This is a genomic window from Burkholderia latens (assembly GCF_902499045.1).
Lineage (GTDB): Bacteria > Pseudomonadota > Gammaproteobacteria > Burkholderiales > Burkholderiaceae > Burkholderia > Burkholderia latens.
Genome location: NZ_CABVPL010000018.1, coordinates 45434 through 70244 on the forward strand (window position 1 = coordinate 45434; position 24811 = coordinate 70244).

Here is a 24811-nt window from a genome sequence, read left to right on the forward strand (position 1 = left end):
CGGCCGCCCGCCTCACAACCCCACCCCGTAAACCTCCCGCGCAGCCGCCCGGATCGCCTCAGCCATCACCTCGACGGCCGGCGAATGCAGCCGGTCGGTGCGCGTGATGATCCCGAAATCGTCCATCCGGCAGTCCATCTCCAGCGGCAGCACCGTGACGATCCCGTGTCGCGCGTAGTACCGCGCGACATCCTCTGCCAGCACCGCGATCATGTCGCTCTGCTCGATCAATTGCGTGATGAACAGCAGCGCGGCCGTCTCGACGACGTTCGCCGGCGGTGCAAGGCTCGCGCGCTGGAACACGAGCTCGAAGCGGTGGCGCAGCACGCTGCCGGCCGGCGGCATCACCCACGCGGCGCGCTGCACGTCGGCGAGCGACAGCGGCGCCTGCGCGAGCAGCGGATGGTCGGGCCGCACGACCGCGGCGACCGGCTCGCCGGTCAGCGGCTCGTAGCGCAGGTGCAGCTTGTCGTGTTCGGCGGACAGCCTGCCGAGCACGATGTCGAGCTTGTCCTGCGCGAGGTGTTCGAGCAGCACGTTGCTCGTGTCGATCGCCACCGACACCCGCACGTTCGCATGTGTCCCCTTCACAGCGGCGACGGCCGGCGGCACGAGCCGCAATCCCGGCGACGTGATCGCACCCACCGCCACGTGCCCGAGATGGCCGGCCTTCAGCGCGGCCAGCTCCTCGCGGGCCTGGTCGAGGCTGCCGAGTGCCGCGCGCGCGTGGCGGATCAGCGCATCGCCGTACAGCGTCGGCCGCATCCCGCGTGGCAGCCGCTCGAACAGCACCGCGCCGATCGATTCCTCGAGCTCGCGCAGCAGCTTCGACGCGGCCGGCTGCGTCATGCTCAACGCGGCCGCCGCGCGGTGAATGCTGCCTTCGTCGGCGAGCGCGACGACCAGCAGCAGCTGGCGCGTCTTCAGACGGTTGCGGTTTCCCCACGGGCTGGCTTCGTTCATCGTACGGGTTTATATCGATATCGGAATTGATATCGTAATCGCCTAAAACGTCATTAGCGAGTTATCAAAATTCTGCCTAGACTGCGCCGGTATCCCGTCACCACAGGACTGACGATGTCGGCAACAAAACCCAGGCTGCGCTCCACCCAATGGTTCGGCACGAACGACAAGAACGGCTTCATGTACCGGAGCTGGATGAAGAACCAGGGCATTCCCGATCACGAATTCGACGGCCGGCCGATCATCGGCATCTGCAACACGTGGTCCGAACTGACGCCGTGCAACGCGCACTTCCGCAAGCTGGCCGAGCACGTGAAGCGCGGGATCTCCGAAGCGGGCGGCTTCCCGGTCGAGTTCCCGGTGTTCTCGAACGGCGAGTCGAACCTGCGGCCGTCCGCGATGCTCACGCGCAATCTTGCATCGATGGACGTCGAGGAAGCGATCCGCGGCAACCCGATCGACGCGGTCGTGCTGCTCGCCGGCTGCGACAAGACGACGCCCGCGCTGCTGATGGGCGCGGCGAGCTGCGACGTGCCGGCGATCGTCGTGTCGGGCGGCCCGATGCTGAACGGCAAGCTCGAAGGCAAGAACATCGGCTCGGGCACGGCCGTCTGGCAGCTGCATGAAGCACTGAAGGCCGGCGAGATCGACCTGCATCACTTCCTGTCGGCAGAGGCCGGCATGTCGCGCTCGGCCGGCACCTGCAACACGATGGGCACCGCGTCGACGATGGCGTGCATGGCCGAGGCGCTCGGCGTCGCGCTGCCGCACAACGCGGCGATTCCGGCCGTCGATTCGCGCCGCTACGTGCTCGCGCACATGTCGGGCATCCGCATCGTCGAGATGGCGCTCGAAGGGCTCGTGCTGTCGAAGATCCTGACGCGCGCCGCGTTCGAGAACGCGATCCGCGCGAATGCGGCGATCGGCGGCTCGACCAACGCGGTGATCCATCTGAAGGCGATCGCGGGCCGCATCGGTGTGCCGCTGGAGCTCGAGGACTGGATGCGCATCGGCCGCGACACGCCGACGATCGTCGACCTGATGCCGTCGGGGCGCTTCCTGATGGAGGAGTTCTATTACGCGGGCGGGCTGCCGGCCGTGCTGCGCCGGCTCGGCGAAGGCGGGCTGTTGCCGCATCCGGACGCGCCGACGGTCAACGGCAAGACGCTGTGGGAAAACGTGCGCGAAGCGCCGAACTACGACGACGAAGTGATCCGCCCGCTCGACCGGCCGCTGATCGCGGACGGCGGCATCTGCATCCTGCGCGGCAATCTCGCGCCGCGCGGCGCGGTGCTGAAGCCGTCGGCGGCGAGCCCCGAACTGCTCAAGCATCGCGGCCGCGCGGTGGTGTTCGAGAACCTCGAGCACTACAAGGCGACGATCAACGACGAATCGCTCGACGTCGATGCGAGTTCCGTGATGGTGCTGAAGAACTGCGGGCCGCGCGGGTATCCGGGGATGGCCGAGGTCGGCAACATGGGGCTGCCGCCGAAGCTGCTGCGCCAGGGCGTGAAGGACATGGTGCGGATCTCGGACGCGCGGATGAGCGGTACCGCATACGGCACGGTCGTGCTGCACGTCGCGCCGGAAGCGGCTGCGGGCGGGCCGCTCGCCGCGGTGCGCAACGGCGACTGGATCGAACTCGACTGCGAGGCCGGCACGCTGCATCTGGACATTTCGGATGAGGAATTGCAGCGCCGGCTGTCGGACGTCGATCCGAATGCGGCGCCCGGCGTGGCCGGGCAGTTGGGCAAGGGCGGCTATGCGCGGCTGTACATCGATCACGTGCTGCAGGCGGACGAGGGGTGCGACCTCGACTTCCTGGTCGGCATGCGCGGCGCGGAAGTGCCGAGCCATTCGCATTGAGCGGTGGGCACGCGCGGTCCGGGAACGGACCAAGACGGGGCACGAGGGAAACATGGTGACGCGCTCGCTGTGGCCGAGCGCGAAGGAAGGGCTGCGTAAGCGTTCGCGCGCAAACGACGGCCGACCGCGAAGCATGAGGGTCACGTAAGCGCTGAAGCGCCAACGTGGACCGACCGCGAAGCATGGGACGTACGTAAGCGCTGAAGCGCTAACGTACGTCGACAGGAGACAAGATGACGACGCAGTACACGCCCGCGCAAACCGTGGCGGACCAGTCCGATTCGCCGGCAGCCGTCGACGAACGGCAACTGACCCGCCTGCTCACGCGCAAGCTGGTGCCGTTCCTCGCGCTGATCTACGTGGTCGCGTACGTCGACCGTACCGTCGTCGGCTTCGCGAAGCTGCACATGAATGCGGCGATCGGCCTCGGCGACGCCGCGTACGGCCTCGGGGCCGGCTTGTTCTTCATCGGCTACTTCCTGTGCGAGGTGCCCAGCAACCTCGCGCTCGAACGCTTCGGCGCACGCGTGTGGTTCGCGCGCATCCTCGCGACGTGGGGCGCGATCACGATGGCGATGGCGCTCGTGCAGGGGCCGACCAGCTTCTACGTGCTGCGCTTCCTGCTCGGCGCGGCCGAAGCCGGGCTGTATCCCGGCATCCTGTACTTCCTCACGCAATGGTTCCCGATGCGCGACCGCGCCCGGGTGATCGGCCTGCTCGTGCTCGCGCAGCCGCTCGCCGGCATCGTGACGGGCCCGCTCGCCGGCTGGATATTGTCCACGCACGGGCTGCCCGGCCTGTCGGACTGGCAGACGCTGTTCGTCGTCAGCGGCCTGCCGGCCGTGCTGCTCGCATGGCCGACGCTGCGGCTGCTGCCGGAGTCGCCCGCGCATGCGCGCTGGCTGAACGACGACGAACGCCGCTGGATCGCGCGGCAGCTCGCCGCCGACCGCGACACGTATCGTCCCGATTCACACGGCAATCCGCTCGCCGCGTTGCGCGACCGCCGCGTGCTGCTGCTCGCCGCGCTGTTCCTGCCGTTTCCGCTGTGCATCTACGGGCTGTCGCTGTGGCTGCCGACGATCATCCACGCATTCGGCACCGGCGATGCGGCAACCGGCCTGCTGTCCGCGGTGCCGTACCTGTTCGCGGTGATCGGCCTGCTCGTCGTGCCGCGCCATTCGGATCGCAAGCGCGAGCGCTACTGGCACATCGTCGTCGTGTCGGCGGCGGCCGCGGTGACGATGGCCGCGAGCGCGTGGGTGCGGCAGCCGGCGCTGCAGTTCCTGTTCATCTGCCTGACCGCGTTCTCGCTCTATTCGATCCAGGCCGTCGTGTGGGCGTTGCCCGGCGAATTCCTGACCGGCACGAGCGCAGCGGTCGGCATCGCCGCGATCAACTCGCTCGCGAACCTCGGCGGCTACCTCGGGCCGTACGGCATCGGGCTGATCAAGGCATCGACCGGCAGCCTCGCGGCCGGCCTGTACTTTCTCGCGGCGACGCTGCTGTTCGCGGTGCTGATGACGTTCGTGGTCCGCGCGGCGCTGCGCACGCCCGAGCCGGCCGCGGGCGCGTTCGCCGGCGAATCCTGAACGCTTTGTTTTCCGGCTGAACGCCGCTTCGACTGACGCAGGACCGAACCATGACATCGAGCAGCACACCGCGCTATCGCGGCATCTTCCCCGTCGTCCCGACGACGTTTACCGACACCGGCGAGCTCGACCTCGCGAGCCAGAAACGCGCGGTCGATTTCATGATCGACGCGGGCTCGGACGGCCTGTGCATCCTCGCGAACTTCTCCGAGCAGTTCGCGATCACCGACGACGAACGCGACGTGCTCACGCGCACGATTCTCGAACACGTCGCGGGCCGCGTGCCGGTGATCGTCACGACGTCTCATTACAGCACGCAGGTGTGCGCGGCGCGCAGCCTGCGCGCGCAGCAGCTCGGCGCGGCGATGGTGATGGCGATGCCGCCGTACCACGGCGCGACGTTCCGCGTGCCCGAAGCGCAGATCTTCGACTTCTATGCGCGCGTGTCGGACGCGATCGGCATCCCGATCATGATCCAGGACGCGCCCGCGAGCGGCACCGTGCTGTCCGCGCCGTTCCTTGCGCGGATGGCGCGCGAGATCGAGCAGGTCGCGTACTTCAAGATCGAGACGCCCGGTGCGGCGAACAAGCTGCGCGAGCTGATCCGGCTCGGCGGCGACGCGATCGAAGGGCCGTGGGACGGCGAGGAGGCGATCACGCTACTCGCCGACCTGCATGCGGGCGCGACCGGCGCGATGACGGGCGGCGGGTTTCCGGACGGCATCCGGCCGATCCTCGAAGCGTTCCGCGAAGGGCGGCACGACGACGCGTTCGCGCATTACCAGACGTGGTTGCCGCTGATCAATCACGAGAACCGCCAGTCCGGGATCCTCACCGCGAAGGCGCTGATGCGCGAAGGCGGCGTGATCGCGTGCGAGCGGCCGCGGCATCCGATGCCGGAACTGCATCCGGACACGCGTGCGGAGCTGATCGCGATCGCGCGCCGGCTCGACCCGCTCGTGCTGCGCTGGGCGCGCTGAGTCAACCGCGAGTGGCGAAGGAGGAACGCAAATGAGCAAAGTGATTTCGCTGGGCGTGATCGGGATCGGCAAGATCGCGTGCGATCAGCATCTGCCGGCGATCGCGGCCGAGCCCGGCTTCGTGCTGACCGCCTGTGCGAGCCGTCACGCGGAAGTCAACGGCGTACGCAATTATCCGGATCTGCACGCGCTGCTGGCCGCCGAGCGCGAGCTCGACGCGGTATCGCTGTGCGCGCCGCCGCAAGTGCGTTACGCTCAGGCCCGCGCCGCGCTCGAAGCCGGCAAGCACGTGATGCTCGAGAAGCCGCCGGGCGCGACGCTCGGCGAAGTGGCCGCGCTCGACGCGCTCGCGCGCGAACGCGGCCTCACGCTGTTCGCGACCTGGCATTCGCGCTGCGCGAGCGCGGTCGAGCCGGCGCGCGCATGGCTCGCGACGCGCACGATCCGCGCGGTGCAGGTGCGCTGGAAGGAAGACGTGCGCCGCTGGCATCCGGGGCAGCAGTGGATCTGGGAGCCGGGCGGCCTCGGCGTGTTCGATCCGGGCATCAACGCCCTGTCGATCGTCACGCGGATCCTGCCGCGCGAGCTCGTACTGCGCGAAGCGACGCTCTACGTGCCGAGCGACGCTCAGATGCCGATCGCGGCCGAACTCGATTGCGCGGATACGAACGGCGTGCCGGTGCACGCGGAATTCGACTGGCGCCACGGCCCTGTCGAGCAGTGGGAGATCGCGGTCGACACGTCGGACGGCGTGCTCGCGATCAGCCGCGGCGGCGCGCAGTTGTCGATCGACGGCGCGCCGGTCGAGATCGGGCCGGAGCGCGAGTATCCGGCGCTGTATGCGCATTTCCGCGCGCTGATCGCGCGCGGCGAAAGCGACGTCGACGTACGGCCGTTGCGGCTCGTCGCCGACGCGTTCCTGTTCGGGCGGCGCGTCGGTACCGACGCGTTCGGCCGCTGACAACGTGCCGGCGCGCGCCACAGCGAGCGCGACGAGCACGACGGATGTTGAAGACCCAAGCCATTACAAGGAGACACGCATGAACCGCACGAACCAAACGATCCGCCGACACACGCTGCGCGCGCTGCTCGCCGCGCTTTGCATCGCGCCGCTCGGGATGCAGGGCGCCGCGCACGCCGACGCGCCGCTGAAGATCGGCTTCCTCGTGAAGATGCCCGAGCAGGCATGGTTCATCAACGAGCAGAACGCCGCCGCCGCGCTCGGCCAGAAGGAGAACTTCTCGGTCGTGAAGATCGGCACGCCGGACGGCGAAAAGGTGCTGGCCGCAATCGACAACCTCGGCTCGCAAGGCGCGCAGGGCTTCGTGATCTGCGCGCCCGACGTGCGTCTCGGGCCGGCGATCGCGTCGCGCGCGAAGCGCTACAACATGAAGTTCGTGACGGTCGACGACCAGCTCGTCGATTCGACCGGCAAGCCGCTGCCGAACGTGCCGCACCTCGGGATGTCGGCGACCAAGATCGGCAACCAGGTCGGCCAGGCGATTTCCGACGAGATGAAGCGTCGCGGCTGGAAGCCGGAAGAAGTCGGCGCGCTGCGCATCACCAACTACGAGCTGCCGACCGCGAAGCTGCGCACCGACGGCGCGACGCAGGCGCTGCTCGCGAACGGCTTCCGCAAGGAGAACATCTTCGACGCGCCGCAGAAGACGACCGACGACGAAGGCGGCTTCAGCGCGGCAGCGCCGGTGCTCGCGCGCCATCCGAACGTGAAGAAGTGGGTGATCTACGCGCTGAACGAGGAAACCGTGCTCGGCGCGGTGCGCGCGACCGAACAGCTGCACATCCCGGCGGCCGACGTGATCGGCGTCGGCATCAACGGCGCGGGCGAGGCGTTCGCCGAATTCCAGAAGAAGGAGCCGACCGGCTTCTACGGGACGATCGCGGTCAGCTCGACGAACCACGGCAAGGACAGCACGCAGAACCTCGTCGACTGGATCCGCAACGGCAAAGTGCCGCCGGCCGACACGCAAACGAGCGGCAAGCTGATGACGCGCGCGAACTGGCAGGCCGTGCGCGCCGAACTCGGCATCTGAGCGTGCGGGGCGACGACGCAATGACGACGCAGACGATCACGGCCGCAGCGGGCAACGACGCCGCGGCCACGCTCGGCGCCGGTGCGCCGCCGGCCGGCGGCGCGCTGCTCGCGCTCGATGGCATCACGGTGACGTTCCCGGGCGTGCGTGCGCTCGACGGCGTGTCGCTGTCGGTGCGCGCGGGCGAAGTGCACGGGCTGATGGGCGAGAACGGCGCGGGCAAGTCGACGCTGCTGAAGGTGCTGTCCGGCGTGAACCAGCCGCAGGCCGGCACGCTGACGCTGAACGGCACGGTGCAGCGTTTCGCGTCGACGCGCGCAGCGCTCGAGGCCGGCATCGCGATCATCTATCAGGAGCTTCATCTGGTGCCGGAGCTGACGGTCGCGGAGAACCTGATGCTCGGGCAGCTGCCGAGCCGGCTCGGCGTGGTCGACGAACGCGCGCTCGCGGCGCGGGCGCTCGATGCGCTGGAGCGGCTCGGCGAGCACATCGATCCGGACATCCCGGTCAAGTATCTGTCGATCGGGCAGCGCCAGATGATCGAGATCGGCAAGGCGCTGATGCGCGACGCGCGCGTGATCGCGTTCGACGAACCGACGAGTTCGCTGTCCGCGCGCGAGACGACGCAGCTGTTCCGCATCATCCGCTCGTTGCGTGCGGAAGGCCGCGCGATCATCTACGTCACGCACCGGATGGAGGAAGTCGATGCGCTGTGCGACCGGGTGACCGTATTCCGCGACGGCCGGCGGATCGAGACGTTCGAATCGGTCGCCGATCTCGATCGCGACCGTCTGATCGGCTGCATGGTCGGCCGCTCGATCGAGGACGTGTACGGCTATCGGCCGCGCACGGCCGGCGACGTGCTCATCGAGGCGAAGGGGCTGACCGGGCCGGGATTGTCCGAGCCGGTGTCGTTCGCCGCGCGGCGCGGCGAGATCGTCGGCTTCTTCGGGCTCGTCGGCGCGGGCCGCTCGGAGCTGATGAAGCTGCTGTACGGCGCGGCGCGTCCGACCGGCGGCCACGTCGAGCTGGGCGGCAAGCGCGTCGCGTTCGCGAGCCCGCGCGACGCGGTGCGCGCCGGCATCGCGCTGTGCCCGGAAGACCGCAAGCAGGAAGGCATCGTCGCGATCGCGTCGGTGGCCGACAACCTGAACATCAGCGCGCGCCGTCATTTCAGCCCGGCGCGCGTGCTGCTCGACGCGCGGCGCGAACGCGAGCTCGCGCAGAAATACATCGAGCGCCTCGCGATCAAGACGCGCGACGGCGAAACGCCGATCGGCGCGCTGTCGGGCGGCAACCAGCAGAAGGTCGTGCTCGCGCGCTGGCTGGCCGAGCGCATCGACGTGTTCCTGATGGACGAGCCGACGCGCGGCATCGACGTCGGCGCGCGCGCGGAAATCTACAACCTGTTCTACGAGCTCGCGGAAGCGGGCCGCACCGTCATCATCGTGTCGAGCGATCTGGCCGAAGTGATCGGCGTGTCGGACCGCATCATCGTGATGAAGGAAGGACGGATCGCGGGCGAAGTGGCGAAGGCGCAGGCGACGCCCGACGCGCTGATCAAGCTCGCGCTGCCGCGCTAGCGGCGAGCAGTCAACCGGAAAGCAACTGATATGAGCCAGGCAATGCAACCCCAACGTACCTCCCCATCCCCGGATGCCGCCGCCGCGGCCGCGCCCGCGCGCCCGCGCGGCGGCGTGTGGCAGCTGATCAACCGCTCCGGCATCGTGATGGTGTTTCTCGTGCTGTTCGCGGTGCTGTCGCTGACGGTGCCGGACTTCCTCACGCCGCGCAACATCCAGGGTCTCCTGCTGTCGGTCACGCTGATCGGCTCGATCGCGGTGACGATGATGTTCGTGCTCGCGCTCGGCGAGGTCGACCTGTCGGTCGCGTCGATCGTCGCGTTTTCGGGCGTCGTCGCATCGACGCTGATCACCGCGACGCACAGCGTCGTGCTCGGTATCGCGGCCGGCGTGCTCGCGGGCGGCGCGGTCGGCCTCGTGAACGGCGTGCTGATCGCGCGCTGGCGGATCAACTCGCTGATCGTCACGCTCGCGATGATGGAAGTCGTGCGCGGGCTCGCGTTCATCACGTCGAACGGCGACGCGGTGATGATCTCCGAGGAGCGCTTCTTCGATCTCGGCGGCGGGTCGTTCCTCGGCATCTCGTATCCGATCTGGAGCAACATCATCGGCTTCGTCGTGTTCGGCTTCCTGCTGCGCAAGACGGTGTTCGGCAAGAACGTGCTGGCCGTCGGCGGTAACGGCGAGGCCGCGCTGCTCGCGGGGCTGCCGGTGATGCGCATCAAGATCACGGTGTTCGTGCTGCAGGGGCTCGTGACCGGTTTCGCCGGCGTGATGCTCGCGTCGCGGATGAGCCTCGGCGATCCGAAAACGTCGGTCGGCCTCGAACTCGGCGTGATCTCCGCGTGCGTGCTCGGCGGCGTGTCGCTGACGGGCGGCGTCGCGACGATCTCCGGCGTGCTGGTCGGCGTGCTGATCATGGGCTCCGTGCAGGACGCGATGAGCCTGCTGAACGTGCCGACCTTTTACCAATATCTGATACGCGGCGGAATTCTGTTGCTCGCGGTGCTGTTCGACCAGTATCGTCGCAACCAGCGGCGCGCGATGAAGATCTGACTTCGACCGACGCGCGGCCGCCTGCACTTACGACGAATATCGGGAGACGGCATGCAACAGACTCATCCGGGCACCGCGGCGGCGCTGCTGGTCGACAGCCGCAACACGCTCGGCGAAGGCGCGACGTGGTGCGACGCGACGCACGCGCTGTACTGGACCGACATCGAAGGCGCACGGCTGTCGCGCTGTCGCGCGGACGGCTCGGCGCTGACGCAGTGGCCGATGCCCGAGCGGCTCGCGTGCTTCGCGCTCACGCAGGATCCCGACGTGCTGCTCGTCGGGCTCGCGACCCATCTCGCGTTTTTCGATCTGTGCAGCGGCGCGTTCACGCGGATCGTCGACGTCGAGCCTGATCTGCCGACGCGGCTGAACGACGGCCGCTGCGATCCGTTCGGCGCGTTCGTGTTCGGGATGAAGGACGAAGGCGGCGAGCCGCCGCGCGCGGTTGGCGGGTTCTATCGGCTCAATTCCGATCTGACGCTCGAGCGGCTTGCGTTACCGGCAGCCGCGATCGCGAACAGCATCGGGTTCTCGCCGGATGGGGCGAAGATGTATTTCTGCGATTCGCTGGTGCGCGAGATTCTCGTGTGCGATTACCGTGCGGGCGGCGATGTGGCCAACGTGCGGCCGTTCGCGCGGCTGACGGATGCGGACGGCGACCCAGACGGGTCGACGGTGGATCGCGACGGCGGATTGTGGAACGCGCAGTGGGGCGGGCGGCGAGTGGTGCGTTATGGGCCGGACGGTGTCGAGACGGACCGCGTCGAAGTGCCGACGGCGCAGCCTAGCTGTGTCGCGATCGACGGTGCCGGCCGGTTGTACGTGACGAGTGCGCGTGTTGACCTGAGCGATGACGCGCTGGCGAGCGACGTGCACGCGGGAGGTGTGTTCGTCGCGCAGACGCGGTACGCGGGGTTGGCGACCGCGCGGTTTGCCGGGATGCCCGCCAGGTGAGTATCCGGTATCGACGTCGGCTCCTCTCGGCTGGCGGGAGAGGATACGGTCGATCCGGAAGCGATGTCTTGAGTACGGCTGACCAGCTTCCGGTACTCCGCATAACGCTTGATCAGGTTCCGCGGTGTCCCGCACGCGGCCGCTCGACCCACGCCGCACAGGGAACGGCGTTAGGGCGCAGTGCGTGCGCAGCGCGAAGCCGCGCGCAAACCTGATCGTGCTGCGGGCGTGGCTAACTCGGACGCGACGTCATGCTTCCCGTGTTCACCGCGGGTTGCCATATTCCTCCAGCCACATCCATCGGCCGGGTTCAAAGAGGCTCGTGTATTGCTCTCGTTGTGCTTGCTCCTGCGGAGTCAACTTGCGAACTTCGGGGAATGTTTGCCCTTTTCGAACGAGCAACCGATGCGACTCCGACGTTGTGCTGTATCCCTGCCATATCCCCGTTTCAGGGCAGAGCATGCCCGTACACAGATTCATTTCCCCATATTTCTGCCGCTTCGCTCGTCGCTCTTCGAGGCGGCGCTGCTTGCGTTCCTCCGGTGTCAAGATTTTGTATGCGCGGCGCATGTCGACTATCCACAATTGCTGTGGAGACGAGCCATCTATCGGGTTTATGTAACCAAGATCGACATCGATCGGGAATTTGCTGCCCGGAATATCTTTTGAGCGGTAGCGAAAGGATTGCAAGTTAGGAGCATCCGGAGTGCGTCCCTTTAATTCGTTTCCATAATAACGATTCCCACGTGAATCAACCCAATAATCCTCCAACTGCAGAAGCGATTTGATTTCTGTGTCGGACAAACTGGCGACCCTCGCATCAACGACGATTCGTACCTCGCCGGGAACAATTTTTACTTTGTCGCGATTATCGCTATAGTCTTCCGGGTTCTCACCCGTGGAAAACTCGATCTTCGTTCCGTGCAGTGCGCGGTTTCTGTATTTATAGAGAAACCATTTTGCAGGAGGACGTGTCCACGTCGTGTAATTTGTTCCAAAGACGATATGGTGCGGATCGTATGGCGCATCATCGCGCAGGATCGCCATGGCTGTTTCGAGAATGGTTCGCAGCACGACACGCTGCTCCTCGTCTGTCGCCTGCACTTCAAATCCCTCCCCCAATGGCGTCAAGTGAAGCATCGTATTCTCCTGTGCATGTACCGGGATTACGCACGAAAGCACGATCAGGACGGTCCCAATAGGCTTGCACCACTTCCGCACACGCATAAGCGTCTTCTTCATGTAGCTGACTCCGGTATCCCTCTTCGAAACTCACCATATTGGCCGCCGTTTCCGGCGACACTCTCAACAGCTTGCATACCTCGGCCTGTGCAATCGGCACGTCGGGCTTTACATAGGCGCTGCCTGTTTGATTCTGCATGTGGGAAATCATCCAGTAATAATGAAAAATCAACATGCGATGCAACCCCGCCATTACCCGCGCATCGTCTGGAAGTGGCGTCTTCTCGGCTGTGTTAAAGACATTCCTTCGAATACTATTTCTGTACACCTGTATTTCCTGCGAGAACATCGCGTAGTCGCTCGAATGTTGTTGAAGCAAGGCCGTCATCCAGAATGTTTGCTGGCCATGTCGCGCTTCGTGATAAAGCAAATCCGCGAAGGCTTTCAGGGTGCCATCCAGCGCAACTGCATTGTTCGACGATGCAACGATGTTCGTAATTTCTCTCTCCTGGGTAGTGATTACCCACGGTATACCGATAAATTGTGCGCTAACGTCGCGGCGCATGCTGTATCGGGAGTTGCCATTCTTTTCATTAATAATGTCGAATCGGACGGACGGCGTCGCGACGGATCGCGTCGAAGTGCCGACCGCGCAGCCGAGCTGTGTCGCAATCGACGGTGACGGCGGGTTATATATGACGAGTGCACGTGTTGACCTGAGGGATGACGCGCTGGCAGGCGATGCGCACGCTGGCGGCGTGTTCGTCGCGCAGACGCGCTATGCGGGGCTCCCGACGGTTCGATTCGCGGGGGACCGCGATCTGAATGGCGGATGTTGACGGGAAGAGCCCGGCAACAGCCGAACAGGAACCCGTACTGTTTCACGTCACACCTCGCTTACGACCGCTCCTTATATTCTTCCACCCACATCCACTGGCCCGCCGCAAAGAGGTTCGTGTACTGGCCTCGTTCCACCTGCTCGCGCGGGGTCAGTTTGCGAACGTCGGGAAATTTTTGCCCCTTCCGGATCAAATGGATATCCGAATTGGATGTCTTGGTATAGCCCTGCCATATTCCCGTTTCCGGGCATAGCATGCCTGTACACAGGTTCATCAGCCCGTATTTGTGGCGCTTCGCTTGTTGTTTTTCCAGGCGGCGCTGTTCGCGTTCCTCAGGCGTCAGAATTGCGTAGGCGCGTTTTATTATAACTTTGGAAAGCATTTGAGGAAATGAGCCATCCGATGGATTTGCATAAAAAAGCTCAACATTGACTTGGAACTTGCTGCCCGGAACATCTTTCGATCGGTAGCGAAAAGATTGCAAATTCGGCATATCTGGAGACCGTGTCGTTATTTCGTTACCGTATTCTCGATTTCCATTTGAATCCACCCAATAGTCTTCCAGTTGAAGAAGGGACTTTATTTCGGTATCGGGCAGACCCGCGATCATCGGGCTTAGTCGAGTCGTCACGGCCCCCGGGACAATCTTTACGTTCTGGCGATCAACACTATAGTCTTCTGGATCATCGAATGTCGTAAAGACTACGGTGCTTGAAGGTGACACCGGGCTGACGTAAAGGTAGCGCCGCCCCTCTAATCGATTGTGCTTTGTAGCATCTAGATTTCTCCCAAATATAATATGCATTGGATCAAATGATTTGTCATCACGTAGGATCGCCATCGCCTCTTTCAGGATACTGCGTACCATCGCACGTTGCTCGTCAGCTTGATGCGTCATGTCAATTCCTTGTGCCGACGATTTTGAGGGAAGCGACGTAGTCGGCTGTGCATGTGCCGGGGTTGAGCACGAAAGGGCCATCAGGACGGCTCCAATAGTCTTGCACCACACCTGCACACGCATAGGCATCTTCTTCATGTAGTTGGCTCCGATAGCCTTTTTCGAAATTCACCATTTTTTCAGCTGTTTCAGGTGATACCTTCAGCAACTTGCAAACTTCGGCTCGTGCAATCGGCACGTCGAGTCTTGCGTAAGACCCTCCGGCTTGGCTTTGCATGTATGAAATAACCCAGTAGTAGTGGAAAATAAACATGCGATGCAACCCCGCTGTCACTCGAGCATCTTCTGGAATATGGATCTTCTCGGCGGCTCGCAAGACATCTTCACGGATACTGCGTTCGTAAATCTTTGCTATGTGCGCAAACATTGCATAGTCATCTGGATGTTGCTGAAGCAACGCTATCATCCAGAACGTCTGCTGGCAGTGTCGTGCCTCGTGGTACAGGATGTCAGAAAATGCCTTTAGCTGTCCGTCTAACTCGACTGTATCGTTTGCTACAGCAATAATTTTCGCAACCTCTTTCTCCTGAAGTGCTATGACCCATTCCTTGGTTACAAACGATGCGCTTACGTCGAGGCGCATGTTGTATTGGGCTTTCCCTTGTTCTGCATCCACGACATCGATGGTCGGAATTGCCCCCGCCGATTCCACGTATTCCTTAGGTAATGCAAATGGCCCTGTACCAAGTGCATCAGCAAGAATTTGACTGCATCGCTTCGCAATACCTTCTTTCAGTTCAATCGGAACGGAGCCGTCCAGCGTCTTGTACTTCTCCCATTTGATGCCCTTAAGCAATTCCTTGATCGCCACCGTATAGGCCTTCGTCACCGGATACACGACATCCCGGCGCACCGGCATACCTGCATCGACGTCGGCCTGGTTGGCCCCGTCGATGAAGTGATGGAAGCGCAATCCAAAATTGAGCGGATCACAGGCTGCGAACTCCGGTCGTTGGTTCTCCGACGTCGCTCCCTGTTCCGGTGTGCTGACCGTCTTGCCTCGGATCTTCGTAGCCCGTTTATCCGCATTCGGCCCCTTGGCGGTATAGGGCACCGTGTTGTCGCGCACGACGGCCGCCCGATTGACGGCAATCACCTTGTCGGGGTCGCTTGCGGCCAGTATCTCGACCATGCCGAACGCGACCTCGTGGTCCGTTACCACTTTCGTTTCGCCGCGATCGTTGCTCACCCCCTCGATCACCCGGCCGTTGTCGAGCGTGATCCGGTACGGCTGATTCGGTAGCGCGAACCCGTTGGCGTGCTCAAGCAGCACAAAGTGCGCGGCAAACCTCCCAGGATTGTCGGGCGTGACCGGAAAGCGTATCGGTCGCAACCGCGCGGTGTCCGTCTGGTGACTGCCAGCATGGACCCTATGCTCGCCGGCCGTGCGCACGACATAACCGCGTTCACTGATGCACACCTCCGTACTCCCGGCGTGCAGCACGATTTCCTTCGCCGCATGCAGATGAATGCTGTCCGCCGTGCTGGTGATCCGGATCGCACGCTTGGCCGTCAGGTCAATCCCGTCGTTCTGCGCTTCGACACGCACCTTGCCGCCGGCGGCAACCAATGCCATGCCCGCCTTGTGCACGAACAGCGCGAACGTGTTCACTACGCTGGCGAACAGCGATCGGCCGACCGCCACGCCGACATGCCGGCCGCTCGTCACGGCGACATCCTCGCTGCTGGCGATATGGGCGCTGCGCTCGGCAGCCAGACTGATGCCCGCTCGTCCGGCGAGCACGATGTCGGCTTCCGTGAGTTCGGGAAAGTGGTCCGGATTCCCTGATGGATTTCCCTTGATTGCATCGTTGCGCGCGTTGATGGCCTTGACGACCTCGCTTTGATCGGCGCGGTGTCGTTGCGCGTCGTGCCGTTGCGCCAGCGCGGACAGGCTCTCTTGCAGGTCTCGCGCCCGCGCGAGCCGACCGACTGCCTCCTTCGCGTCCTTCGCGTGGCCCGCGCCGCCTGATTGACCATCTGTCGTGACGAACAGGCCTTTCAACGCGCGCATCACGCCCCAATCATCGGTGCGCAGATCGAAGCCCTTGCCGCGCGCCTCGGCGCGCCCCTGCTTTTTCAGCATGCGCCGCAGGTTGCCGAGACTGAGCTGCGACGTGCCGGCATCGCTCGCAATCTGGGTATGAATTTGCCCCTGTGTATCGTCGATTGCGATGTGACCGGATGCCGTGCCGTGGTGCTCGCGGCCACGCAGTATCGACACGCCCTGGTTGTGCGGCATGTCCAGTGCCGGCTGACGAAATGCGTTCACGAGGCTACCCGCAATGACGGGCAAATCCGGATCGCCGTAGTAGTGCATGACGGCCACCTCGTGGCCAATCCGGGGGATGAACGTGGCGCCCAAGTCGATGCCTTGCCATGGTGACAACACGCGCAGCCAGATTCCGGAGCGCTCGTCGTGCAGGCCTTGACGGTCCCATTCGAACTGCACCCTGACCCGACCGTATTGATCCGTTTGAACTTCCTGTCCGGCGGGGCCGACCACGACGGCCTTCTCGGGACCACTTAATACCGGCTTGTCGACACTGCGCTTCAGGCGAAACGGCTCATTCGCCGGTAGCAGTTCGAACTCCGTTTCGACGCGGTACGTTTGCGAGAGCCCAGCGCGGACTCCGATTTCCTCGATGTCGAGCGCGCAGGACACGACCACATATTCACGGTTCGCGGTTTGCTGCGGGTATCCGGTCAAGGTGAATGTGCGACCAACAGTCAGCCCGCGCAGATTGCCTGCTCCGTTGGCACGCAGCCCCGCGCAGCGTTGTGCGTCAAGCTGTACGCGAGCCAGGTGGCGCGCTTCCAGATCCGTCTCGTTGGGCTGGCCCGCGAGACCTTGTGCGCCCGCCAGCGGCTGGCTGTAGTGGCCCCACGCGTAGATTTCCCCGTCGGCGTTCGCCGTGTCGCGCGGGTTCTCCTCGGTAACCGCCAGCTTCGCGCGCGGGCGTGTGTAGTCATAGTCCGTCACGGTCACACGGCCGGCCGTCAGGCGGCTTGTTACCGACAGCGCATGAATGTGCTCTTCGTCAATTTGCTTGCTGTCCGGCGGCAGATAGCGCAGCGTCTCATACGCAGGAGCATGGGCGTGATGACCGCCGATCGTGTCGCACAAGATCAGGCGGTGACGGCCGCCCTCGTGCTCGAACCACCACCAGATGCCCCATTCTTCCCACAGTCGCTGCAGGAACGCCCAGTCCGACTCGAACGCCTGACGCTGTACGTCGCGTTTCGGATAACCCCCGCGGAATGCGCCCGTCAGACGCTTGTCGACCCTGTACGGATACTTCGACAGCACGGCGTCGGTGATCTCGACGACGTTCATCTCCTGAAAGAGTCGGCTGTCCTGCGTCAGCGTTGCGCGATAGAGCCACGGGCGCAATTCGAGTTCGTACAGGATCGAATCCTGGTCCTGGCCGACAATCCGTGCCGCTTCGACGAGCCCCGTGATTTCGCGCGTGCCGGCGCCGATATTGTCGAGTTCGCTACTGTCCGCCAACTCGGGAACGAAACGGCCTTTGCCGTCGAGTTGGATGGACACGGTGACTTCGGTGCCGACTACTTTATCCAGATCCAGATTGGCCGTGGCGCTCGGCGAAAATGCGTAAGCATCATCGGTTCGCAGCGTAACGAGATAACGGCATTCGTCAATACGACCGATGGCTTCGGTGCCTTGCAATCGCGCCGGAACCAATACAGGGAGCGCATCCATCCCGTAAGTGGGTAACGCAGCGCCCGAGATGGACAGCGTACGGGTCTGGTTCAGGATCGGCATGATTGTGAACCTCTTGCGTCACGCGCCGACGACCGTCGCGCCGCACCCGGTCTTGTCGCCCAGATACCCGACCAGGCGGCCGCGGTGCGTGCGTGGGCCGCTTGCCAGCAGCGGAAAGACGTCACCGCATTTCGGGCAGGTCACGCCGTGTCCGGCCAGTGCCACGCCAATGCCGAGATGCTTGAGATCACCGGCGGCTTCGATGACGGTGCCGCCATGATCGGTGGCGTCTCCCAAGCGAATCATGGCGCGGCCTTGTGCGTTCTTCATCGATGACTCGTGCGAGGATGAAGCCGTCCTTTTACCTCGGCACGGAGCGCCGCACAATTTTCAAGATGGAAATTGGCCGTTTTCGATAATTTGATTAGTAGATCGACCGATATATTCGTACTTATATGATTCCGTGGTGAATATGAACGCGCGTTGGGGTCGATGTCCCGACATGCGTTTCACTCCCCGCCTGCTGGTAAGATGGCCCGCAATTCCACCCTGCCCGCGCCATGAGTTCCGCACCGACCAAGTCCGCGAATCCGAAACACGCCGCGAAACCCGCCGCGAAGACCACCCGCGCGATGAGCGACAAGCCGAAGGCGCGCGTGCAACAGCGCCTGACCTACGTGATCGGCGGCCTCGACCGGCTGTTGCGCCGGCACATGACCGATGCGCTCGCACCGCTCGGCATCACGCTCGCGCAATACACGGCGCTGTCGGTGCTCGAGGCGCGCGGCGCATCGTCGAACGCGCAACTGGCCGAGCGCTCGTGGATCACGCCGCAATCGGCGAACGAGGTGATGAGCGTGATGGCCGCCCGCGGTTTCGTCACGCGCGAGGCCGATCCGTCGCACGGCCGCATCATCCTGTTGAAGCTGACCGACGCAGGCGCGGCGATGCTGCGCGAATGCGAAGCCGTGCTGCGCCCGCTCGAGGCGCGCATGCTCGGCGACATCTCGGCCGACGACGCCGCGCACGTGCAGCGCGCGCTCGAACTGTTCTCGCGCAACCTGCGCGGCTGATCCCCACGGCCGCCGATCTCTTCCGAACCCGCACGACGCGGACCCGTGCGGCCCGCGTTCGCCATGCACGCGCCGCCGCCGGTCGTTCGACCGCTCCCTGATTTCCCCAAGCGCTTCGCCTCCCGCTCCGGGTTTACACCGGCGCTCATGCCGCTTGCAATATCAGGTAGCCTGATATTAAATGAAGTCGTCCGCAGCAGAAGTGCTGCGCACCGAATCGCACTGGAAACGAACGACAGGAACAGAACATGAGCAAGTACGACAACCGCTGGCAGACCGTTGAAGTGACAGTGGAGGCCGGCATCGCGTGGGTCACGCTGAACCGCCCGGAGAAGCGCAATGCGATGAGCCCGACGCTGAACCAAGAAATGCTGCAGGTGCTCGACGCGGTCGAGTTCGACGACGAGGCGAAGGTGCTGGTGCTGACCGGCGCAGGCGCCGCATGGACGGCCGGCATGGATCTGAAGGAATATTTCCGCGAGATCGACGGCGGCTCCGACGCGCTGCAGGAAAAGGTGCGCCGCGACGCATCGGAATGGCAGTGGCGCCGCCTGCGGATGTACAACAAACCGACGATCGCGATGGTGAACGGCTGGTGCTTCGGCGGCGGGTTCTCGCCGCTCGTCGCGTGCGACCTCGCGATCGCAGCCGACGAAGCGGTGTTCGGGCTGTCGGAGATCAACTGGGGCATCCCGCCGGGCAACCTCGTGAGCAAGGCGATGGCGGATACGGTCGGGCATCGTCGCGCGCTGCACTACATCATGACCGGCGACACGTTCACCGGCGTCGAAGCGGCGGAAATGGGCCTCGTGAACAGCAGCGTGCCGCTCGCCGGGCTGCGCGACGCGACGATCGCGCTCGCCGCGCGGCTGATGGACAAGAACCCGGTCGTGCTGCGCGCGGCGAAACACGGCTTCAAGCGCTCGCGCGAACTCACGTGGGAGCAGTGCGAGGATTACCTGTATGCGAAGCTCGACCAGGCGCAGCTGCGCGACCCGGAACGCGGCCGCGAGCAGGGCCTGAAGCAGTTCCTCGACGACAAGACGATCAAGCCGGGCTTGCAGGCATACAAGCGCTGATACAAGCACTGATACAAGCGCCGATACAAGCGTTGATGCAGCCGCCGGCGCGACCGCCGGCGTAATCGCAAGAGACAGGCAAGGCAGGAGACGACATGACCGACAGACGGATGCTGATCGGCGGCGAGTGGTGCACCGCCCGCGACGGCCGCACCTTCGACCGCTTCAACCCCGCGACGGGCGCGCTCGCGTCGCGCGCGCCGGCGGCCGGCATCGCCGACGCCGACGCGGCGATCGACGCCGCGCAACGCGCATTCCCCGCATGGGCGGCGCTCGCGCCGACCGAGCGGCGCCGCCGGCTGCTGAAGGCGGCCGACCTGATGGACGCGCGTATCGACGCGTTCATCGAGACCGGCGTCGCCGAAACGGGCGCGACGCCCGGCTGGCTCGGCTTCAACGTGACGCTCGCGGCGAACATGCTGCGCGAGGCCGCGTCGATGACGACGCAGATCGACGGCGACGTGATTCCGTCCGACGTACCGGGCAATCTCGCGCTCGCGATGCGGGTGCCGTGCGGCGTGGTGCTCGGGATCGCGCCGTGGAACGCGCCGGTGATTCTCGGCACGCGTGCGCTGGCGATGCCGCTCGCGTGCGGCAACACGGTCGTGCTGAAAGCGTCCGAGGCGTGCTCGGGCGTGCACGCGCTGATCGGCGCGGTGCTGGACGAAGCGGGGCTCGGCGCGGGCGTGGTGAACGTGATCACGCACGCGGCGGCCGATGCGCCGGAACTCGTCGAGCGAATGATCGCGCATCCGCACGTGAAGCGGATCAACTTCACCGGGTCGACGCACGTCGGCCGCATCATCGCGCGCCACGCGGCCGCGCATCTCAAACCCGTGCTGCTCGAACTCGGCGGCAAGGCGCCGGTGCTGGTGCTCGACGACGCCGATGTCGATGCGGCCGTCGACGCGATCGCGTTCGGCGCATTCTTCAACCAGGGGCAGATCTGCATGTCGACCGAACGCGTGATCGCCGCGCGGCCGATTGCCGATGCGCTCGTCGAACGGCTGACGGCGAAGGCGCGCACGCTGATCGCCGGCGATCCGCAGGCCGGTCACGCGCTCGGCACGATGGTCGATGCGGCCGCCGCCGCGCGCGCCGCGTCGCTCGTCGAGGATGCGCGTGCGCACGGCGCGCAACTGCCGCTCGGCTGCCGTGTGGAAGGCGCGACGATGCAGCCCGCGATCGTCGACGGCGTCACGCGCGATATGCGGCTCTATCGCGAGGAGTCGTTCGCGCCGGTCGTCGCGATCCTGCGCGCCGACAGCGACGACGAAGCGGTCGCGCTCGCGAACGACAGCGAGTTCGGGCTGTCGGCGAGCGTGTTCAGCCGCGATATCGCGCGTGCGATGGCGGTCGCGCGGCGAATCGAATCGGGGATCTGTCACGTGAACGGGCCGACCGTGCACGACGAAGCGCAGATGCCGTTCGGCGGCACGAAGGCGAGCGGCTACGGCCGCTTCGGCAGCCGCGCGTCGATCGCCGAATTCACCGAGCTGCGCTGGATCACCGTGCAGACCACGCCGCGTCATTACCCGATATGAGCGAGCCGACGATGAATGTAGCGACGCCCGCCAGCAGCCCGGTGAACGACACGCGCGCCGTACGCTATCGCGCGGCCGCCGTCGCGGTCGGCGCGGCCGAGATTCGCCGCACTGACGACGGCACGTGGTATCTGCGTTCGCGCGAGCCGCTCGGCGAGTACCCGACGCGCATCACCGACTGCCTCGTGCGCGGCGCGCAAGCGCATCCGGACCGCGTGCTGGCCGCGCGGCGCGGCGCCGACGGCCGCTGGATCGAGATCACCTACGCGCAGATGCTCGAACGCGCGCGAGCGCTCGGCCAGGGCCTCGTCGATCTCGGGCTGTCGGCCCAGCGACCGCTCGCGGTGCTGTCCGGCAACGACCTCGAGCACCTGCAGATGATGTTCGCGGCGATGCTGGCCGGCGTGCCGTACTCGCCGATCTCGCCCGCGTATTCGCTGGTGTCGACCGACTACGGCAAGCTGCGTCATACGCTCGGCGTGCTGCGGCCGGGCGCGGTGTTCGTCGCGGAACGCGCGCCGTTCGCGCGTGCGCTCGACGCGACGCTGCCGGCCGATGCGGCGCTGATCGTCGCTCGCGATGCGGACGTCGATGCCGCGGGCCGCGCGGTGCCGCTGTCGCGCCTCGTCGCCACCGTCCCGCGCACGATCGACGCGATCCACGACGCGGTCGGCCCCGATCATCTCGCGAAGATCCTGTTCACGTCTGGTTCGACGAAGCTGCCGAAGGCCGTGCCGACCACGCACCGGATGCTGTGCAGCAATCAGCAGATGCTGCGCCAGACGATGCCGGAACTCACGCGCGAGCCGCCCGTGCTGGTCGACTGGCTGCCGTGGAATCACACGTTCGGCGGCAGCCACAACCTCGGCATCGCGCTGTACAACGGCGGCACGCTGTACATCGACGATGGCCGCCCGATGCCCGGCCGCTTCGACGAAACGGTGCGCAACCTTCGCGAGATTGCGCCGACGATCTACTTCAACGTCCCGAAGGGCTGGGAAGAGTTGACCGCCGCGCTCGAACGCGACGCCGAACTGCGCGACACGTTCTTCTCGCGCGTGAAGCTGTATTTCTTCGGCGGCGCGGGGCTGTCGCAGGCCGCGTGGGACCGGCTCGACCGCGTGACCGAAGCGCATTGCGGCGAGCGCATCCGGATCATGGCCGGCCTCGGGATGACGGAGGCGTCGCCGTCGTGCCTGTTCACGACGGGGCCGCTGATGCGCGCCGGCTACATCGGGCTGCCCGCGCCCGGCTGCGACGCGAAGCTCGTGCCGTGCGGCGGCAAGCACGAGCTGCGCTTCAAGGGGCCGAACGTGATGCGCGGCTACTGGCACGCGGACGTCGATCCGCGCGACGTGTTCGACGAAGAAGGCTATTACCGCAGCGGCGACGCCGGCGTCTTTGCCGATCCGGAGCGGCCGGAGCTGGGGCTGATGTTCGACGGGCGGCTGACCGAGGATTTCAAGCTTAGCAGCGGCACGTTCGTCAGCGTCGGGCCATTGCGCGCGAACGCGGTGTCGACCGGCGCGCCGTACGTGCAGGACGTGGTCGTCACCGGCATCGATCGCGATGACATCGGCTTGCTGGTGTTTCCGCGCGTCGACGCGTGCCGTGCGCTGGCGGGGCTCGCCGCGGATGCCTCGGTGACCGACGTGCTGCGCGCGCCGGCCGTGCGCGCGGCATTCGCGGCGTGGCTCGCCGCGCTGAACCGGAACGCGAGCGGCGGCTCGACGTTCGTCGCGCGGATCCGGCTGATCGACACGCCGCCGTCGCTCGATCTCGGCGAAGTGACCGACAAGGGCTCGCTGAACCAGGCGGCCGTGCAGAAGCATCGCGCGGCGACGATCGATGCGCTGTACGACCCGGCGCGGCGCGATCCCGACGTGATTTACGCGGACGGCGCGTCGAAATAGCGACCGGCAGCAAGCAGCACCAAGCAGCAAGCAGTACCAAGCAGGCACAACGACCGGCCGGCCACGACACCGGCGGGCATTCTTGCGGCCAGTGAATCAGGTTGCCTGATAAAGGCGGCCATTCATGCGACACCTCGCGCGCCGAACCGCCACTGGCCGGCGGCGGCGCGCGGCGGCCGTTGCTGGGCCGACCGACTACAAGACATGGGACTGGAGACATGAACACTTACGTTGCCGAAAAATCCACGGTCGCGACCACGCTCGCGCTGTGTTTCGCGATCGCACTCCTCGAAGGGCTCGACCTGCAGTCCGTCGGCGTCGCCGCGCCGCGGATGGCGCGCGAATTCGGGCTGTCCGTATCGCAGATGGGCATCGCGTTCAGCGCGGGCACGTTCGGGCTGCTGCCGGGCGCGATGCTCGGCGGGCGGCTCGCCGACCGGATCGGCCGCAAGCGCGTGCTGATCGCATCGGTCGTGCTGTTCGGACTGCTGTCGATCGCGACCGCGCAGGTCTCGACGTTCGCGATGCTCGTCGTCGTGCGCGTGCTGACCGGCATCGGCCTCGGCGGCGCGATGCCGAACCTGATCGCGCTGTCGTCCGAAGCGGTCGAGCCGCGCTCGCGCAGCAGCGCGGTCGCGACGATGTACTGCGGGATCCCGTTCGGCGGCGTGATCGCGTCGCTGATCGGCGTGCTGCTCGCTGGCGACACCGAATGGCGGCACATCTTCTACGTCGGCGGCGTGGGGCCGCTGCTGCTCGTGCCGCTGCTGGTGTGGTTCCTGCCGGAATCGCGCGCGTATCTCGACGTCGCCGGCACGCAGGCCGCGCGCGCCAGCGTCGCGCGCACGCTGTTCGGCGACGGCCGCACGACGTCGACGGTCGCGCTCTGGGTTAGCTACTTCTGCACGCTGATCGTCCTGTACTTCCTGCTGAACTGGCTGCCGTCGCTGATGGCCGCGCGCGGGCTCGATCGCGCGCACGTCGGCCTCGTGCAGATCGCGTTCAACGTCGGCGCGGGGCTCGGCGCGCTCGGCATCGGCGCGGCGCTCGACCGGATGCGCGCGTCGCGCGTGGTCGGCGGCATGTATGTCGGGATCGTGCTGTCGCTCGCCGCGCTCGCGGCTGCGCCCGGCTTCGCGTCGCTCGCGACGGCAGCGTTCGCGGCCGGGATGTTCGTCGTCGGCGGGCAGTCCGTACTGTATGCGCTCGCTGCGATCTACTACCCGACCGCGATGCGCGGCACCGGCGTCGGCGCGGCGGTGGCCGTCGGCCGGCTCGGCTCCGTCGTCGGCCCGCTCGCGGCCGCGACGCTGCTCGCCGCGGGCCGCAGCGCGCCCGTCGTGATCGGCGCGAGCATTCCCGTCACGCTCGTCGCGGCCTTCGCTGCATTCGTGCTGATTCGCCGTCCGCAAGCCGGCGACTGACGTTTCGTTTTTTTCGATGCGCGC

General features: G+C 65.6%; 19 protein-coding genes and 1 pseudogene. 14 read left to right on the forward strand and 6 right to left on the reverse strand.

Annotated features, from left to right (window positions below; genetic code table 11):
- Positions 1-12 precede the first annotated feature (12 nt).
- On the reverse strand, positions 13-963 hold the full coding sequence (locus BSE24067_RS14770; protein ID WP_151063930.1) for a LysR family transcriptional regulator: 951 nt from the start codon (positions 961-963) through the stop codon (positions 13-15).
- A gap of 114 nt (positions 964-1077) precedes the next feature.
- Between BSE24067_RS14770 and BSE24067_RS14775 the strand changes: the two genes are divergently transcribed.
- From BSE24067_RS14775 to BSE24067_RS14810, 8 genes are all read left to right on the forward strand, one after another.
- Positions 1078-2829 (forward strand): IlvD/Edd family dehydratase, encoded by a 1752-nt coding sequence (locus tag BSE24067_RS14775; RefSeq protein WP_151063929.1) that lies wholly within the window; start codon positions 1078-1080, stop codon positions 2827-2829.
- Positions 2830-3062: 233 nt separating this feature from the next.
- Positions 3063-4421, forward strand: a complete 1359-nt coding sequence (locus BSE24067_RS14780; protein ID WP_151063928.1) for an MFS transporter — start codon at positions 3063-3065, stop codon at positions 4419-4421.
- 50 nt (positions 4422-4471) lie between these two features.
- Complete coding sequence (locus BSE24067_RS14785; protein ID WP_151063927.1) at positions 4472-5401, forward strand: dihydrodipicolinate synthase family protein; 930 nt, start codon at positions 4472-4474, stop codon at positions 5399-5401.
- Positions 5402-5432: 31 nt separating this feature from the next.
- Positions 5433-6362 (forward strand): Gfo/Idh/MocA family protein, encoded by a 930-nt coding sequence (locus BSE24067_RS14790; protein WP_151063926.1) that lies wholly within the window; start codon positions 5433-5435, stop codon positions 6360-6362.
- Between the two features lie 79 nt (positions 6363-6441).
- Positions 6442-7455 (forward strand): arabinose ABC transporter substrate-binding protein, encoded by a 1014-nt coding sequence (locus BSE24067_RS14795; RefSeq protein WP_151063925.1) that lies wholly within the window; start codon positions 6442-6444, stop codon positions 7453-7455.
- Between the two features lie 20 nt (positions 7456-7475).
- A complete protein-coding gene (gene araG, locus BSE24067_RS14800) occupies positions 7476-9038 on the forward strand; it encodes an L-arabinose ABC transporter ATP-binding protein AraG (RefSeq protein ID WP_151063924.1) in 1563 nt (520 codons plus the stop codon).
- Positions 9039-9068: 30 nt separating this feature from the next.
- Positions 9069-10094, forward strand: coding sequence for an L-arabinose ABC transporter permease AraH (araH, locus tag BSE24067_RS14805; RefSeq protein ID WP_151063923.1), 1026 nt, complete (start codon positions 9069-9071; stop codon positions 10092-10094).
- A 51-nt stretch (positions 10095-10145) separates the two neighbouring features.
- Positions 10146-11048, forward strand: a complete 903-nt coding sequence (locus BSE24067_RS14810) for an SMP-30/gluconolactonase/LRE family protein (RefSeq protein ID WP_151063922.1) — start codon at positions 10146-10148, stop codon at positions 11046-11048.
- 264 nt (positions 11049-11312) lie between these two features.
- On the opposite strand, the gene BSE24067_RS14815 is transcribed toward BSE24067_RS14810, so the two are convergent.
- A complete protein-coding gene (locus tag BSE24067_RS14815; RefSeq protein WP_244130506.1) occupies positions 11313-12188 on the reverse strand; it encodes a hypothetical protein in 876 nt (291 codons plus the stop codon).
- A complete protein-coding gene (locus BSE24067_RS32540) occupies positions 12154-12795 on the reverse strand; it encodes a hypothetical protein (RefSeq protein WP_244130505.1) in 642 nt (213 codons plus the stop codon). The genes BSE24067_RS14815 and BSE24067_RS32540 overlap by 35 nt, the downstream gene beginning before the upstream one ends.
- Positions 12796-12844: 49 nt before the next feature.
- Between BSE24067_RS32540 and BSE24067_RS32545 the strand changes: the two are divergent.
- Positions 12845-13069: pseudogene (locus BSE24067_RS32545) on the forward strand (SMP-30/gluconolactonase/LRE family protein); the annotation flags it as partial.
- 58 nt (positions 13070-13127) lie between these two features.
- On the opposite strand, the gene BSE24067_RS14825 reads toward BSE24067_RS32545, so the two are convergent.
- Genes BSE24067_RS14825 through BSE24067_RS14835 form a run of 3 tightly spaced genes read right to left on the reverse strand, consistent with a single transcriptional unit; the run spans position 13128 to position 18084 of the window.
- Complete coding sequence (locus tag BSE24067_RS14825) at positions 13128-13967, reverse strand: hypothetical protein (protein WP_151063921.1); 840 nt, start codon at positions 13965-13967, stop codon at positions 13128-13130.
- Position 13968: 1 nt separating this feature from the next.
- Positions 13969-17814 carry a type VI secretion system Vgr family protein gene (locus tag BSE24067_RS14830; protein WP_151063920.1) on the reverse strand — a complete coding sequence of 1282 codons (3846 nt, stop codon included), beginning with the start codon at positions 17812-17814 and terminating at the stop codon, positions 13969-13971.
- 18 nt (positions 17815-17832) lie between these two features.
- Complete coding sequence (locus BSE24067_RS14835; RefSeq protein ID WP_151063919.1) at positions 17833-18084, reverse strand: PAAR domain-containing protein; 252 nt, start codon at positions 18082-18084, stop codon at positions 17833-17835.
- A gap of 230 nt (positions 18085-18314) precedes the next feature.
- Here BSE24067_RS14835 and BSE24067_RS14840 point away from each other — a divergent pair, with 230 nt between their 5' ends.
- The 5 genes from BSE24067_RS14840 to mhpT all read left to right on the forward strand — a co-directional run bounded on the left by BSE24067_RS14840 (position 18315) and on the right by mhpT (position 24787).
- Complete coding sequence (locus tag BSE24067_RS14840) at positions 18315-18827, forward strand: MarR family winged helix-turn-helix transcriptional regulator (protein ID WP_151063918.1); 513 nt, start codon at positions 18315-18317, stop codon at positions 18825-18827.
- Positions 18828-19075: 248 nt separating this feature from the next.
- The gene (locus tag BSE24067_RS14845; RefSeq protein WP_151063917.1) at positions 19076-19906 is read left to right on the forward strand and encodes a p-hydroxycinnamoyl CoA hydratase/lyase; all 831 of its coding nucleotides are present in this window, start codon (positions 19076-19078) and stop codon (positions 19904-19906) included.
- A 95-nt stretch (positions 19907-20001) separates the two neighbouring features.
- Positions 20002-21450: an aldehyde dehydrogenase gene (locus BSE24067_RS14850; protein ID WP_151063916.1), complete on the forward strand. Its 1449-nt coding sequence runs from the start codon at positions 20002-20004 to the stop codon at positions 21448-21450.
- Complete coding sequence (locus BSE24067_RS14855) at positions 21447-23363, forward strand: feruloyl-CoA synthase (protein ID WP_151063915.1); 1917 nt, start codon at positions 21447-21449, stop codon at positions 23361-23363. The genes BSE24067_RS14850 and BSE24067_RS14855 overlap by 4 nt, the downstream gene beginning before the upstream one ends.
- A 218-nt stretch (positions 23364-23581) precedes the next feature.
- Positions 23582-24787 (forward strand): 3-(3-hydroxy-phenyl)propionate transporter MhpT, encoded by a 1206-nt coding sequence (mhpT, locus tag BSE24067_RS14860; RefSeq protein WP_151063914.1) that lies wholly within the window; start codon positions 23582-23584, stop codon positions 24785-24787.
- Positions 24788-24811 lie beyond the last annotated feature (24 nt).